This is a genomic window from Catenulispora acidiphila DSM 44928 (assembly GCF_000024025.1).
GTDB lineage: Bacteria > Actinomycetota > Actinomycetes > Streptomycetales > Catenulisporaceae > Catenulispora > Catenulispora acidiphila.
Genome location: NC_013131.1, coordinates 7,171,401 through 7,186,227, shown reverse-complemented (window position 1 = coordinate 7,186,227; position 14,827 = coordinate 7,171,401). Strand labels below are relative to the sequence as shown.

Sequence of the window (14,827 nt, the reverse complement as noted above, 5' to 3'; positions counted from 1 at the left end):
GGCCATCGCCGCGCCGGATCCTCCGACCCCGGAGTGACCTGGTGATTTGTCGCTGACGCGCACTGTTTGATTACGGGACGGGTGACATGGCCGCGCGCGCTTTGAAGGATCTTGACGCTGCTGTACCGCCCCTGACCCGGGCACTGACGCTGGAGATCCGCACGGCGCACCGCAGTGCCGGCTCCCCCTCCTTCACCCACCTCGACACCCGCAACGTGCGCGCCGGCCGCGGCACCCTCGCCAAGTCGACCCTCTCCCGCATCCTGACCCCCGACCCCACCGCGAAGGACCAAAGCCTCCCCGCCTGGTCCTACTACGAGGGCCTCCTCTACGCCCTGGACGTCGACCCGGCACCCTTCCAACCCCAATGGCAAGCGGCACAAGAGGAATGGCAAGCCCGATCACGCGGCGAATCCCCCGACCTCCCCGCCGTCCTACAACCGGTCTCGGTCGGGGTCCTGCAACCCACCCTCCTGACCCCCACCCTCCTCGCACCGGCACCCCCCATCGACCGCGACCCCCGCCGCACCCCACCCCGCCGCCGACACCCCCTCCTCATCCCGGCATCCATAGCAGGCTCAGCAGCAGCGATAGTGGCCATCAGCGCCTTCGCCTTCATCGGCGGCACCCCCCACACCCCACCCAAAACCGCCACCCCACCAGCCCCCAACACCGACCGCACCACCGCAATCCTGGTAACCAACGCCCCACCCACCACCATCCCCGGCAAAATAGTCCGCACCTGGAACCAAGACGCCAACAACGGCCACGGCGGCTCCATCGGCGTAGAAGTCTTCCCAACCCCCTACTCCCTGACCCACTCAGTAGGCCCCCACCACGACGGCGACCTCGTAGAAGTCGTCTGCCACACCCCCCACGGCCGCCTCACCCACGAACGCCTCGACACCAACCACGAAAACTCCACCGGCTGGTACGAGATCTACTTCGAAGACCGCCTCTGGTGGGTCCCCGACCACTACGTAGGCTTCGCCCCGGGGGCTCAGGTCCCTGATTGCGGGAGTTGAGGGGCTGGATCACCACCGGTAGCAGCTACTAGTGAATATAAAACCCTAGCGTTAACCGGTATAAGGATCGCGATGCCGCTACGGCACCGATACTTGAACGATATATTCACCATGTATCGGCGGCTCACTATGTTCGACTAGGGTGAATCGAGACGGGCTCCGGTGCGAACGTTGGGGGTTGTGGTGGCAAAGCGGCGTGGGTTTTTCGCAGAGTTGCAGTATCAGTCGCAACAGGCGGAAAAACGGCGCCGGCAACAAGCAGCCGCAGCTCAACGGGCACATGCGGCTGCGCAGCGAGCGCACGCCACGGCGCAACGCGGCTACGAGCAGGCAATGCGCAACTATGAACGGGCGCAGGCCGCTGCCACGCGCGCGTCGATAGCGGAGCAGAAGGCTGCGGAGCGGGAAGCCGCGCGCTTGCTCGCTGAGGCGCGTCTTGCCGAAGTGGAAGAGCTGAACGCAAACCTGGCGGCTCAATACTCGGACATCGACGGCATTCTGGCTTCAACGCTCGAAGTGGACGACTACGTCGACTTGGCCACATTGAAGATAACGACGGTCGACCATCCGCCCTTCGAGCCCGGCGTGCTGGCGGTCGAGACCCAGGCGGTACCCACTCCCCAGCGGTGGTATCCGCCGGTGTGGAACGAGCCGATGCCGCCGGCCGGCATGGGCGCCGCGTTCGGCGGGAGGAAGCGCTACGAGAAGACCGTTGCTGAGGCCAGAGCTGCCTTCGAGGCGACGTACGCTGAATGGTGGCGTGCCGACCAAGCGTTGCAAGCCGCTTATCAGGGGGAACTCGCGCACCGCGATGAACTGGAGCAGGCGCGCAAGCGCAAGCTCGCGGAGGCGGAAGCGAAATACCGGGATGAGTGCGAGGCTCGGAATGCGCAAGCCGCCGCCCGCAACGCGGAACTCGACACACTGATCAACGGTCTGGCATTCGACGTGGAGTCAGCCATCGACGAATACGTCGGAATCGTGCTCGCCAACTCGGTATACCCCGAGATATTCCCGGTCGAGCACGACCACGCGTTCGCGCTGCACGGCCGTGAGCTGACTTTGACCGTGACGGTACCGGAACCGTCGAAGATGCCGACGGTCAAAGAGTACAAGTACATCAAGGCACACAATGAGATCGCAGCCACCCTGTTGTCGGCCCGCGAGCAGAAAAGCCGATTCGCCGATGCCGTGTACCAGGTGGCCGTCCGCACGCTGCACGAGGTCTTCGAAGCAGATCGGGCAGGCAAGATACATTCGATCTCCCTGACGGTCGGCGTGGAGACCATCGACCCCGGCACAGGTCTTCTCGGCACGATCCCGCTCGTGGTGGTGGCCGCCGAGCGTGAGGCGTTCACGAAGTTCGACCTGTCCAACGTCGTGCCGAAGGCGACACTCGAGCACCTCGGCGCGGCACTGTCGAAGTCTCCGTTCGACCTGACGCCCGCCGACACGGCGCCCGGCGTCCGGGCGATACGGAGCGCCTGAGGATGCGGTTCAATCCACCGCCGGGTTGGCCGACTCCGCCGGAAGGCTGGACGCCGCCAGCCGGGTGGGTACCGGACGCTTCGTGGCCCGCCCCGCCTGAGGGCTGGGAACTCTTTATCCATGACGGAGATGACGCCGGAGCCGAGGCTGAGGCGCAGCCGGAGGCCGTCGCGGCACCAGCGCCTGTGTCAGTGGCTCCAGCCGGGACAGAAGTGCTGCTGGCGCGGATCGCGTCGCTGGAGGCGGCACTCGCCGCGGCCCAAGGCGGAGAGGCGGCTTCTGATGTGATCGAGCTGTCCGATCAGCGGATCCTGCAAGACGTCGGCATCTACCGCTACCACCATCCCCTTGAGGACGCGGCGGCGTACAAGGAGCGCCTTCAGGAGCTGGATGGCCAGATCGATGCGGTCATCAAGGCGGGGCAGGCGATCCTGGCATCTGAGCTGTTCACCTTCAGCGGGTCTTTGGCGAAGGGGCGCAAGCTTGTCGCTGACCTGTCGAAGCTGATGCTGCGGGCGTACAACGCTGAGGCGGACAACTGCGTGCGCTCGCTTCGGTCGGGCAACGTGCACACGGCGAAGAGGCGCCTTGAGTCCGCGATGGCTGCGATCGAGAGGCTCGGACGCATCATGGAGATGCGGATCAGCCCGGCCTATCACGCGCTGCGCGTCGCCGAGCTGGAGCTGACCGCCGACTTTCAGATGAAGGCTCAGGAAGAGCGGCAGAAGGCGCGCGAGGAACGCGAGCTTCTTCGCGAGCAGCGCCGTGTCGAGGCTGAGCTTGCTGCTGAGCGCGAGCGCCTGGAGAAGGAGCGCAGCCACTACGTCACGGTGCTGGAGTCGTTGCGGGCCAAGGGTGATGAGAGTGCGGCTGCCGAGCTCGCCGGCCGTTTGTCCGACATCGAGCAGGCCATCGCGACGAACGACTACCGCATCGCGAACATCCGCGCCGGCTATGTGTACGTCATCTCCAACATCGGCGCGTTCGGGCCGGGCGTCGTGAAGATCGGCATGACCAGACGCCTGGAGCCGATGGACCGTGTCCGAGAACTTGGGGACGCCTCCGTGCCGTTCCGATACGACGTGCACGCGCTGTTCTTCTCCGACGACGCCATCGCACTCGAGCACGAACTCCACAAGTCGTTCGCCCACCGCCGCGTGAACTACGTCAACGAACGCCGCGAGTTCTTCTTCGCCACCCCGGCCGAGGTCCGCGTCATTCTGGAGCAGAAAGTCGGCGGCCTGCTGGAATTCACCGAGACCCCCGCCGCCCTGGAGTACTTCCAGTCGAGAGGTCGCTGGCCCGCCGTCGAACCGGATGTACGGCGCGAGTGAATTTGCGCAGCCTGAGTTACTGCAAACCGGTCCGCACCGACGTGATCCGATGCGTGTTGAACCCGAGCCAGTGCATCCGCCCCACGTACCGCGCGTGCTCGATCTTGATGCAGCGGTCCACGACCACACTCAGGCCGCCGTTCTCAGCGATCTGATTCCCCTCGGGATTGATTACGCCGAACTGGCACCACAACGCGGACGCTCCGATCTCCACCGCCTCCCGCGCGACGCCTGGCACGGCGTCCGACGCTCGGAACACGTCCACGACGTCTACCGGCTCTGGGATGTCGCGCAGGCTCGGGTAGCAGCGTTCGCCGAGGATCTCGGTCTCGCGCGGGTTCACTGGCACGACCCGAAAGCCGTGCCGCTTGAGGTAGTAGCCGACGAAGTAGCTTGCCCGCAGCTCGTTCTTCGACAGCCCGACCACCGCGATCGTCCTGGCGGTGTTGAGTACGCGCTGGATGGTCGTCGGGTCCTGATACCGCGCCACGCCGTCGCTCACGCCGCCCACGTCGCCCACGCCGCTCACCTCGCCCAAGCCGCTCACGCCGTCCCGCCTTCCCTCGCCAAAGCCTGCTCCAGATCCCAGATCAGGTCCTCGACCGTCTCCAACCCGACCGACAGCCGCACCGTCCCGGGCCCGACACCGGCCGCGCGCAGCTCATCGTCGCCGAGTTGCCGGTGCGTCGTGCTGGCCGGATGGATGATCAGGCTCTTGGCGTCCCCGACGTTCGCCAGGTGCGACCACAGCTGCACGCCCCCGATCAACCCCTGCCCACCGGCCCGACCGCCTACGCAGTCGAAGGAGAACACGGCGCCGGCTCCGCGCGGTAGGTACTTCTCCACGAGCGGCTGGTACTTGCTGCCCGGCAGACCGGGGTAGGTGACGTTCGCCGCCGCCTCGTGCCCGTCGAGGAACGCCGCGACCGTCATCGCGTTCGCGACATGCCGGTCCATACGTAGAGACAGCGTCTCGATCCCTTGCAGGAAAAGGAAAGCGTTGAACGGCGACAGCGCCGCGCCGAGGTCGCGCAGGGTCTCGGCGCGCAGCTTCATCAGGTACCCGTACTCGCCGAACGTCTCGTGGAACTTCAGCCCGTGGTACGCCGGGGACGGGTCGGCGATGACCGGGAAGCGTCCGTTCGACCAGTCGAACGTCCCGGCCTCGACCACGACGCCGCCGATGCTCGTCCCGTGCCCGCCGAGGAACTTGGTCGCCGAGTGCACCACGATGTCCGCGCCCCACTCGATCGGGCGGCACAGGTACGGCGTGGCGAACGTGTTGTCCACGATCAGCGGCAGGCCGTGCCGGTGCGCGATGCCTGCCAGCGCTTCGATATCCAGCACATTGCCCGCCGGATTGCCGATCGTCTCCCCGAAGAACGCCTTCGTGGTCGGCCGGACCGCCGCTTCCCACGCCGCCGGATCGTCGAGGTCGGCCCAGCTCAGCTCGACGTTCATCTTGCGGAACAGATGCTTGAACTGGTTGACGGTCCCGCCGTAGAGCGCCGAGGAGGACACCACGTGATCGCCGGGCTCGAGCAGCGTGAACAGCGCCGCCGCCTGCGCTGCGATCCCGCTGGCGAACGCCACTGCGCCGCTGCCGCCCTCCAGGTTCGCCACCCGTTCTTCGAAGGCTGCGACAGTCGGATTCATGATGCGGGAGTAAGTGTTTCCGTACTCCTGCAGATTGAAGTACGCCGCCGCGGACTCCGGGTCTTCGAACACATAACTGGCGGTCTGGAAGATCGGCACCGCCCGCGCGCCGGTGTTCGGATCGGGACGCTGCCCGGCATGCAGTTGCCGCGTGTCGAAGCCGAATTCGTGGGGCTGCTCGGTGCGCGGACGCGAGCGCGGAAGGTCGCCGGTCATGGAGTCGCAGTCCTCATCGTCGTCTGGATCCCATCCTCCAGGAACTGGCGGACGATGGGAATCTGGCGTGCTTCCTCAAGCAGGAAACTGTCGTGCCCGTACGGCGCCTCGATCAAGTGGTAGTCCACCGGCTTGCCGAGCGAGCGCAACGCATCGGCGATCTCGTCCGAAGCCGAAGGCGGATACAGCCAGTCCGAGCTGAACGCGATGAGCAGCGTCCGCGCCAAGACGCCTTCCAGCGCGTGCTTCAACGAGCCGTCGCCGTGCTGGCGCGCCAGGTCGAAGTACGTCAGCGCGCGCGACATGTATAGATAAGTGTTCGCATCAAACCGCTTCACGAACGAGGCAGCCTGATGGTTCAGATAGCTCTCAACCGCGAACTCAGGCTCGGTGAGGGTGTGGCGGATCTGCTCGGAGGCCTGCAACCGCCGGGCGAACTTCGCCTCCAGCGCAGGACCCGACAGGTAGGTGACATGCCCGACCATGCGCGCCACACCCATGCCGGCGTCAGGCGTCCGGCCGGTCCCGTGGTAGCGGCCACCCTGCCACGCCGGGTCGCCCATGATGGCTTCGCGGGCGATTGCGTTCCACGCCACCCCTTGCGGATGCAGGGCATGCGTGGACGCTATGACCACGATCGCGTCGACCTGATCCGGGAACAGCACAGCCCATTCCAGCGCCTGCATACCGCCAAGGGATCCGCCCGCGACCGCCGCGAGGCGTTCGATGCCGAGCCGGTCCAGAAAGCGTCGCTGGGTCCGCACCATGTCCGCGACGGTGATCACCGGGAAGTCCGGTCCGTAGGGGAGCCCGGTGCCAGGGTTCGTCGATCGCGGTCCGGTCGTCCCGCGGCATCCGCCCAGCAAGTTGGTGGAGATGATGAAGTATCGCTCGGTGTCGAAGGCCTTGCCGGGCCCGATCATCCCGTCCCACCAGCCCAGGCTCGCTCCGGCGCTGCCGTCGCGGTCCTCGGCGGCGAAGCCGTCGCGCGTGCCTGCCGTCGTGGTTGCGGCCGCGGATATCCCGGCGGCGTGGGCGTCCCCGCTCAAGGCGTGACAGATCAGAATGACGTTGTCACGCGCGGGGGACAGGCTCCCGTACGTCTCGTAGGCGACCCGCACTCCGCTCAGTTCCCGGCCGCATTCCAGCGGGACCGGTTCGGGCAGGTCGAGGAACCGCGTCTCGACGGTGCCGACCGAGCCGGTCGGCGGCACCGTGGCGGGTTTGTGCATGAGGGCTATGGTACGCCCCCGCTCCCGTGTATTGTCGAGTAACCAGATAGGAATTCAAGATTCACTGCGCCATCGTGCGGAAGGGCGGGCTCGTCCCATGACCACGGTCACCAACGGAGTCAACGTGCAGGCGCTGCTGGACGCGCGCGAGGTCTTGAAGGGCGCGCCCGAGGCGGCCCAGTTCACCTGGCGTGCCACCTCCACCTGGCGCGACGGCGTGCACAGCACCACGACCGTCAAGGACTTCTTCGGCCTCGGCGAGGAGCACAACCACAAGACCGAGTCGGTGTTCGAGGCCGACCACCCGGCGGTCTTCGCCGCCGAGGACAACGGCATCACGCCGATCGAGTACCTGCTCGTCGGGCTGGCCGGCTGCCTGACCGCCGGGGTGGCGTCGGTCGCGCAGAACCGCGGGATCCAGCTGCGCTCGGTCTCCTCCACGGTCGAGGGCCGGCACGACATCCGCGGGATCCTCGGCGCCGACAGCGATGTGCGCAACGGCTTCACCGACATCAAGGTCTCCTTCAGCATCGACGCCGACGCCTCGCAGCAGGAGATCGAGGCGCTGGTCGCGCAGTCGCAGAAGCGCTCGGCGGTTTTCGACGCGCTGACCAACCCGACCGACGTCACCGTCGAAGTCCTCTGAGAGGGCCGAGCCATCGAGCACAGCGACGCCGTGGTGGTCGGCGCCGGGCACGCGGGTCTGGCCGCCAGCCACTTCCTCACCGCCGCCGGCATCGACCACCTCGTCCTGGAACGCGGCGAGGTGGCGAACTCGTGGCGCCGCGAGCGCTGGGACTCGTTGCGGCTGCTCACGCCGAACTGGCTGACCCGGCTGCCCGGCCACCGGTATCAGGGACCTGATCCCGACGGCTACATGACGGCGAGCGAGGTCGCCGACTTCATCGACGGCTTCGCCAAGTCCTCGCAGGCTCCCGTCCGCGCCGGGATGGCGGTCACGTCGGTCCGGCGCGAAGGAGACGGCTACCGAGTGCGGACGGACCAGGGCGAGATCCAGACTCGGACCGTGGTCATCGCCAGCGGTGCGTGCAATCTGCCGATAGTGCCGGCGATCAGCAGCGCGGTTCCGGAGTCCATCAGGCAACTGACTCCCTTCGACTACACCGGTCCGGACGAGCTTCCCGACGGCGGCGTCCTGGTCGTCGGCGCGTCCGCGACCGGCGTGCAGTTGGCGGCGGAGATCAGGCGGACCGGTCGGCCGGTGGTGCTCTCGGTCGGGGAGCATGTGCGGCTGCCGCGCGTGTATCGCGGTCGGGACGTGCTGTGGTGGATGGACGCCTCGGGCGTCTGGGACCAGCGGCACGACGAGCTCGACGACGTGGACCGAGCGCGCGGCCTCCCCTCGCCGCAGCTTGCCGGAACCGCGGACCGCGGCGATCTCGACCTCAACACCCTGATGGCGATGGGCGTCGAGCCGGTGGGTCGGTGGGCGGCGGTCCGTGACGGTCGTGCGCTGTTCTCCGGCGGGCTGCGCAACGTGTGCTCGCTCGCGGATCTCAAGATGGAGCGCCTGCTGGCGACCTTCGACGCTTGGGCTCCCGATGCGTACGACGAGTCCGAACCCGTCGTGCCCACCCAGATACCGGCGTCCCCACGCCTGCAACTCGACCTGCGCAGCGGTGAGATAGAGACAGTCGTGTGGGCGACGGGATTCCGGCCCGACTACTCCTGGCTCGAGGTGTCGGTCCTCGATGGCAAGGGACGGCTGCGGCACACTGGGGGAGTGGTCGACAGCCCAGGGCTGTACGCGTTGGGGCTGCCCGTGCTCCGCCGGCGCAAGTCCACATTCATCCACGGCGCCGAGGACGACGCCCGAGACGTGATCGACCATCTGGCAGGCTACCTGGCCGGATAGACGCGGACGCTATCGACACGGTGTCCAATAACTCTTAGGATCACCGACGTGTCCCGACTGACTTCCCCGCACGCCGCCCTCGCTGGCCTCCTCGCCGCAGCGGCCGTCACCCACTTCGTCGCGCCCCGGCAGTACGACGCGATCGTGCCGCGTTCGTTGCCCGGCAAGCCGCGCACCTGGACCTACGCCAGCGGCGTCGCCGAGATGGCGGTGGCCGTCGCGGTGGCGAACGGCAAGTCGCGGCGGCAGGGCGGGTTGGCGGCTGCCGGGCTGTTCGTCGCGGTCTTCCCCGCGAACGTCAAGATGGCCCGCGACTGGAGCGATCGCCCTGCTCCGGCCAAGGCGGCGGCGCTCGGACGGCTTCCGCTTCAGGTGCCGCTCGTGTGGTGGGCGCTGAAGGTGGCGGGCAAGGCGGGTAAGCCGGGGAAGGCTTCCAAGAAGGGCTGAGCTCGGGCTGCGCTCGGGCTCGGGCTGTGCTCCGGCTCGGGCTCGGCTCGCTCCAGGCTCAGTCCAGGTTGAGCGCCGCCGTGTCGATCTCGACATGCGCTCGCCGCGTCGGATCGATCCGGATCGGTAGCCGCGTGCCGACCGCGGCGATGCGGGCGCGGCGCTCCGGCGTGGAGAACACCAAGCGGGCGCGCGCGGGGTAGGGCACGCCGTCCGGCGGCGTGACCTCCAGCGTGAGGTCCACGAGGCCGCCGGCCATGGCGTCGCCGAACATCGCCGGCACGGACACGTCGCGCTCCGCGATCACGATGGCCGTGCCGCGGATGCCGCCGACGATCGGCGCGCCCTCGCTGATCTGCATGTGGACGTGAGACTCGCCCCAGACCGTGCTCGACTGGCTGCCGAACGCCTCGGAGATGGCGTTGCTGACCACCTGAGCCAGGTCGCCTCCGTCGCCGAAGAGGTTCCCGCGCATCGCGAAGATGTTGTGCAGGGGAGGCGTGCCGGCGGCGCTGTCCCCGGACGCCATGTGCGCGGCGGTCTCCGCGGCCTGGCGCATCTGCTGCGCCTGGAGATTCGCACGGTACTGCTTTGTCGTGGGGACCTGCTTCCACAGGATCCTGAGTTTCGCCGGGCGGGTGCGGTCGACGACGACCGGCAGGTCCATCCCGTCCATGACCCAGCGCTTTGTGGGCTCTGACGTGCGGTAGGAGACCGGCGTGGGCGACAGGCCCGGGGCGCTGACCACGCCGACGTACTTCACGCGCGAGCCCCGCCAGTCCTTGGCGGTGAGCCGCAGCGTGCCCACCACGGGGTCGCGATAACGGCGCACGAGCCGCGAGACAAGGAATCCGAGGTCGCCCATGCGCGACAGTATGGCGGCCGGGCCGGTCGCGGCGTAACTGTATGGCGTGGCCGGAATGCGCCACCGGAGGTAGACACGGACCATGGAACCGTGAAGCCATCAGCGTTGGTGACAGGTGCGACCGGTTACATCGGCGGACGGCTGGTCCCCGAATTGCTCGACGCCGGGTTTGACGTGCGATGTATGGCCCGTGATCCGGATCGGCTGCGTGATCACGCCTGGGCCGAGCGTGTGGAGCGGGTGCGGGGGGACGTGCTCTCGCCCGAGACGCTGCCTCCGGCGCTGGAAGGCATCGACGTCGCCTACTACCTGATCCACTCGCTGACCACAGGCGCCGGCTTCGAACAGACCGAGGAAAAGGCGGCGCGCAGCTTCGCATCCGCTGCCCGGGACGCGGGAGTGTCGCGGATCGTCTATCTCGGCGGCATGGCGCCCGAGGAGACTCCGGTCACGGAGCTCTCGCCGCATCTGCGTTCTCGGGTCCGCGTTGGTCAGGCGTTGCGGAGCTCGGGGATTCCGACTGTGGAGCTGCGTGCGGCCGTGGTCATCGGGTCGGGGTCGGCGTCCTTCGAGATGCTGCGCTATCTCACCGAGCGGCTGCCGGTCATGGTGACTCCGCGGTGGGTCGGTACTCGGATTCAGCCGATCGCGGTTCGCGACGTCCTGCGCTATCTCGTGGGCAGCGCCAGCGCGCCGGACGATGTGGTCGGCGCCGGTGGTGTCTTCGACATCGGTGGTCGCGATGTACTGACGTACCGCGAGATGATGCTGCGCTATGCGCAAGTGGCAGGGCTGCCACGGCGCTGGATCCTCCCGGTTCCGGTGCTGACGCCGGGGCTGTCGAGCCATTGGGTCGGGGCGGTCACGCCGGTCCCGGCTTCCATCGCCAGGCCTCTGGTGGAGTCGCTGCGCCACGAGGTCGTCTGCGCCGATCATCGCGTCGCCGAGTTGGTTCCGGACCCGCCTCAGGGACTGATCGGCTTCGACGAGGCGGTGCGGCTGGCGCGTACTCGCGTGCAGGAAGCCAACGTCACGACGCGTTGGTCGTCGGCTTCCGTGCTCGGCGCGCCGAGCGACCCGCTGCCCACCGACCCGGATTGGGCCGGCGGCAGCCTGTATCGCGACGTGCGTGAGGCAGAGGTCGATATCGCGCCGGAGCGGGTGTGGCGTGCTGTGGAGGCGATCGGCGGGCAGACCGGCTGGTATTCGTTCCCGCTGGCGTGGGCTGTTCGCGGCTGGCTGGACCGGATGGTCGGCGGGATCGGGCTGCGGCGCGGGCGGCGCGATCCCAACACGCTGCGTCTGGGGGACACGCTGGACTTCTGGCGTGTCGAAGCGCTCGAGCGCGGGCATCTGCTGCGCCTGCGTGCGGAGATGAAGCTGCCCGGTCTGGCTTGGCTGGAGATGCGGGTCGAGCCGACGGAAACAGGGCGCACCCGGTACCGGCAGCGCGCCCTGTTCTATCCTCACGGCCTGTTCGGCCACCTGTATTGGTGGTCAGTGGCGCCGTTTCACGCCGTGGTCTTCGGCGGGATGGTCCGCAACTTGCTGCGGCGGGCGGCCGAGGAGAGCTCCGCGACGTCCACGACCTCTGCGACCTCGGGGTGACGCGCCTGGTAGTAGGGGTTGTCGTAGGGCAGGTAGAGATTGACGCGGCCATACATGCCGAACGTCATCATGACCAGCCCGACGACGAAGCTGAAGAAGACGTTGGACAGCCCGAACGCCAGGAAGTTGGCCGTGGTGTCCATGACCGCCAGCCCCAGCAGCCCGGCGACGATGAACACCCCGCCCATGACCATGTTGGCCGTCGAGGCGAAGTTCCCCCCGATCCGCGCCGCCACCAGCAGGAACACCGCCACCACGATCGAGACGACAGACAGCAGCCCATTGCTCGACATGCCCATCACATGCTGCCCCTGCGTACCGAAGAACGGAATGGAATCCAACAACCCCATGACCCCGAACACCAGCAGCACCACGGCGGACAGAATTGAACCCCACCGATAGACCTGCCCGAGACGGTGGTCAGCGGGAAGATGTTCATGCAACCGCACCATGACGAAGCCCCTTCCGGGAACCGGACGCACCGGTGAGCAGCCGGCCGCCCACATTTTGAGCGAGCGATTTAACCGACCGCTCAATCCTCACACGGTGCTGCGCTGCCGGCAGCTCGACGCGGGGACGGAGGTCACCCGTTTGGCCTAGTGGCGAAGGGCTGGAGGTGCCAGCGGCGATGCCGGTGGCGCGGCTCGGGGCTGTCACCTGGGAAGTCTGTCGGTGGCCGCCGGAAGTGGTCGGCCGCGGTGCTTGCCGCTCGGTGCTATCGATGCTCCGGGAATCCTTGGCAGGCACTGGGGCGGATGTGTCTCCTGTGCCTCATTGCCGCGCCGCCGAGAGTGGTCCGCCGCCCTGCCTGCGACTCGGCTCGGTGGTGTCAGGCGCGCGGGTCGGTCGGTGCTGCGGCAGATGTGTCTTCGTGCCTCATTGCTGCGCCGGCGGAGTGGTCAGCCGCTCGAGGTGGTGCTCCCGCCAAGCATCAGCTGCCCGGTGCGCCACTCGGCTCCGCGCTTCTGCCAAGCGTTAGCCGCCCTGGTTGCTGCTCGGTTTGGTGCTTCCGCCGAGCGTCAGCTGCCCGGTTCGCCACTCGGTTTGGTGCTTCTGCCAAGCGTCAGCCGCCCTGATCGCCGCTCGGCTCCGTGCTTCTGCCTAGCGTCAGCCGCCCTGATCGCTGCCCCGCTTGGCGCTCCCGCCCGGTGCTCTGTCCGCACCGCGCCCCTTCTTCGCCGTCCGTCGCACCGCGCCTCGCAGCGCGCGCTGCGTCACCGGGCCGAGCTCGTCCAGGCGCTCGGCGAGTAGGCCGAGGTCGTCGAGTGCGGCGGCGGCTGTTTCGTCGCCGGCGGGGTCGACGGCGGCCATCAGTTCCATGCCGATGAAGGAGGCTGATAGCGCGTGGGCCAGCCCTGGTGCGTCGGCGATTTCGGCCAGGACTGAGCCCGCGAGGACCCGGTTCAGTACCTCTTCGATCTCGGCGATCCACAGGCGCAGTGCGTCCCGTGTCGCCGCGGCGAACACTGCGTTGGTCTGCGCGCCGGCGAGTAGTTGCCCGAGGACGGCGACGTTGCCCGCCTCGCGTTCCCGGACGCGCAGCTCGCGGCCGACCTGTTGCAGCTCTCGTAGCGATCGCACCTGCGCGAAGCGCTCGCGGTACGTCGCTACCTGCTCCTCGGTCGAGCGGAGGGTTGCGGCGGCGAGGAGTTCGTCCACGCTTCCGAAGTGGTAGAAGATCAGGGCCTGGTTCACGCCGGCGGCTGCGGCGATGGTGCGGGCTGACACGCCGGCGATGCCGTGGGCGCGCAGGGCATCGATCGTGCCTGCCAGCAGGCGGTCGCGGGTGTCGGGGCTCACTGGTCCGACGTTAGTCGATCAGGGTGCGGAAACCGCGGCGCGCGTCAGCGTCGTCGCTGTGCGCACGATGCTGGCGACGGCGTCCTCGGGGGGCAGGCCGTTGAGATCCATCAGGGAGAACAGGGCTTCGGCGCCCATGACGATCGACAGGTCTCGCTTCAGGTGCGTGAGCATCTCCTGGTCGGTGTTCGCGGCTTCTGCCAGGGGTCGCAGTGCCTCGTCGATGAGGCCGAAGCGGAGGCCCGGGCGCGGGGGTGCGGCGTTCGGCCGGACGATGGTGGCGGCGATCATCGCGCGGACGGCGCCTTGGCGTGCGAGGACGTGCCGGGCCAGGTGTTCGGCGGCTGCGGCGACGCGTTCGACGGGGTCGGTGGAGCCCGCGACGGTCGCAAAGGCCTGATCCGGGTGCGGCAGGGTGTCCGCCATCGCCTCGGACAGCAGGCTGGCCAGGTCCGGGAAGTAGCGGTAGGCGGTGGCCTCGGAGACCAGCGCGGTCTTGGCGACCTCCGGCATCGTCACCTCTTCGCCGGTGAGCATCAGGTCGGCGGCGGCGGTGACGATGGCCGCGTGCGTGCGCCGCTTCTGGTTGACGCGGCCACTGGCGGGGTTGGTCGGAGTGGTCGGAGTGGCAGGGGTGGCCGGCGCGGCCTGCGGGGTCGTCATCGGGATCCTTTCGCGCCGAGATCGGTGAGTCCACTCCCATGATAAGAGCTTGCTTGCACGATGGCTATCGTCCGACCTAATGTCATGAGAGTCAACTCTCACGAAAGGGAGATCTCCAATGAATTCTGTTTCTATCGTCGGGCCAGGCGATCGCGAACCCATCGACCTGGGACCGGCGCGCATCACCGTCCTCGAAGACGGCTCCACCACCGGCCGCCGCCTGGGCGTCGCCGAGATCCGGCTGGCCGCGCGCAGCGCCGGACCGCCGCAGCACCGCCACGCCGAGCACGACGAAGGGTTCTACGTCGTCTCCGGGACGGCGGTCTTCACCGTCGGCGCCACCGACTACGAAGCGCCGCCCGGAACCCTGGTCATGGTCCCGCCGGGCGCGCCGCACACCTTCGCCAACCCCGGCGACGAGCCGCTGGTCATGATCAACACCTTCACTCCGGACCTGTACGTGCACTACTTCGGCGACGTGCGCGACGCCATGGCCCGCGGCGCCTCGATGCCGGAAGCCGCGGCCGAGGTCATGCCCCGCTACGCGACCACGCCGGCCACCGACTTCGCCCAGCCGCCGACGTCGCCGCCCGCCGACGCCGCGGAATGATGCGGGT

The 14,827-nt window shown here is 68.1% G+C and carries 15 protein-coding genes; 8 read left to right on the top strand and 7 right to left on the bottom strand.

Features of this window, described 5'->3' with window-relative positions:
* The first annotated feature begins 86 nt into the window (after positions 1-86).
* The 3 genes from CACI_RS30940 (at position 87) to CACI_RS30930 (ending at position 3,847) form a co-directional block, all read left to right on the top strand.
* Positions 87-1,025 carry a hypothetical protein gene (locus CACI_RS30940; RefSeq protein WP_015794830.1) on the top strand — a complete coding sequence of 313 codons (939 nt, stop codon included), beginning with the start codon at positions 87-89 and terminating at the stop codon, positions 1,023-1,025.
* Between the two features lie 180 nt (positions 1,026-1,205).
* Positions 1,206-2,513: a hypothetical protein gene (locus tag CACI_RS30935; protein WP_223297292.1), complete on the top strand. Its 1,308-nt coding sequence runs from the start codon at positions 1,206-1,208 to the stop codon at positions 2,511-2,513.
* A 2-nt stretch (positions 2,514-2,515) separates the two neighbouring features.
* Complete coding sequence (locus CACI_RS30930) at positions 2,516-3,847, top strand: DUF4041 domain-containing protein (protein WP_015794828.1); 1,332 nt, start codon at positions 2,516-2,518, stop codon at positions 3,845-3,847.
* Between the two features lie 16 nt (positions 3,848-3,863).
* Here CACI_RS30930 and CACI_RS30925 read toward each other — a convergent pair whose 3' ends face one another.
* From CACI_RS30925 to metX, 3 genes are read right to left on the bottom strand one after another with little or no spacing between them, the layout of a single operon-like run.
* Entirely contained in the window at positions 3,864-4,394 is a 531-nt protein-coding gene (locus CACI_RS30925) for a CoA-binding protein (RefSeq protein ID WP_015794827.1), read from the bottom strand.
* Complete coding sequence (locus tag CACI_RS30920) at positions 4,391-5,719, bottom strand: O-acetylhomoserine aminocarboxypropyltransferase/cysteine synthase family protein (protein WP_015794826.1); 1,329 nt, start codon at positions 5,717-5,719, stop codon at positions 4,391-4,393. Before CACI_RS30920 ends, CACI_RS30925 begins: the two co-directional genes overlap by 4 nt.
* Positions 5,716-6,951, bottom strand: a complete 1,236-nt coding sequence (gene metX / locus CACI_RS30915; RefSeq protein WP_015794825.1) for a homoserine O-acetyltransferase MetX — start codon at positions 6,949-6,951, stop codon at positions 5,716-5,718. Before metX ends, CACI_RS30920 begins: the two co-directional genes overlap by 4 nt.
* Positions 6,952-7,048: 97 nt before the next feature.
* Between metX and CACI_RS30910 the strand changes: the two genes are divergently transcribed.
* Genes CACI_RS30910 through CACI_RS30900 form a run of 3 tightly spaced genes read left to right on the top strand, consistent with a single transcriptional unit; the run spans position 7,049 to position 9,274 of the window.
* Positions 7,049-7,597: an OsmC family protein gene (locus tag CACI_RS30910; protein WP_015794824.1), complete on the top strand. Its 549-nt coding sequence runs from the start codon at positions 7,049-7,051 to the stop codon at positions 7,595-7,597.
* A gap of 30 nt (positions 7,598-7,627) precedes the next feature.
* The gene (locus tag CACI_RS30905; protein WP_015794823.1) at positions 7,628-8,827 is read left to right on the top strand and encodes an NAD(P)-binding domain-containing protein; all 1,200 of its coding nucleotides are present in this window, start codon (positions 7,628-7,630) and stop codon (positions 8,825-8,827) included.
* Positions 8,828-8,875: 48 nt separating this feature from the next.
* Positions 8,876-9,274 (top strand): DoxX family protein, encoded by a 399-nt coding sequence (locus CACI_RS30900; RefSeq protein ID WP_015794822.1) that lies wholly within the window; start codon positions 8,876-8,878, stop codon positions 9,272-9,274.
* Between the two features lie 58 nt (positions 9,275-9,332).
* Here the strand turns inward: CACI_RS30900 and CACI_RS30895 are convergent, their stop codons facing one another.
* A complete protein-coding gene (locus CACI_RS30895) occupies positions 9,333-10,139 on the bottom strand; it encodes a hypothetical protein (protein WP_015794821.1) in 807 nt (268 codons plus the stop codon).
* Positions 10,140-10,229: 90 nt separating this feature from the next.
* Between CACI_RS30895 and CACI_RS30890 the strand changes: the two genes are divergently transcribed.
* Positions 10,230-11,747, top strand: coding sequence for an SDR family oxidoreductase (locus CACI_RS30890; protein ID WP_015794820.1), 1,518 nt, complete (start codon positions 10,230-10,232; stop codon positions 11,745-11,747).
* Here the strand turns inward: CACI_RS30890 and CACI_RS30885 are convergent.
* The 3 genes from CACI_RS30885 to CACI_RS30875 all read right to left on the bottom strand — a co-directional run bounded on the left by CACI_RS30885 (position 11,651) and on the right by CACI_RS30875 (position 14,210).
* Positions 11,651-12,199, bottom strand: coding sequence for a DUF4383 domain-containing protein (locus CACI_RS30885; RefSeq protein WP_015794819.1), 549 nt, complete (start codon positions 12,197-12,199; stop codon positions 11,651-11,653). The two genes, CACI_RS30890 and CACI_RS30885, sit on opposite strands and share 97 nt — an antisense overlap.
* 655 nt (positions 12,200-12,854) lie before the next feature.
* A complete protein-coding gene (locus CACI_RS30880) occupies positions 12,855-13,547 on the bottom strand; it encodes a TetR/AcrR family transcriptional regulator (protein ID WP_015794818.1) in 693 nt (230 codons plus the stop codon).
* 18 nt (positions 13,548-13,565) lie between these two features.
* The gene (locus tag CACI_RS30875) at positions 13,566-14,210 is read right to left on the bottom strand and encodes a TetR/AcrR family transcriptional regulator (protein ID WP_015794817.1); all 645 of its coding nucleotides are present in this window, start codon (positions 14,208-14,210) and stop codon (positions 13,566-13,568) included.
* A 118-nt stretch (positions 14,211-14,328) separates the two neighbouring features.
* On the opposite strand from CACI_RS30875, the gene CACI_RS30870 reads away from it, so the two are divergent.
* Entirely contained in the window at positions 14,329-14,820 is a 492-nt protein-coding gene (locus CACI_RS30870; RefSeq protein WP_015794816.1) for a cupin domain-containing protein, read from the top strand.
* Positions 14,821-14,827: the final 7 nt, after the last annotated feature.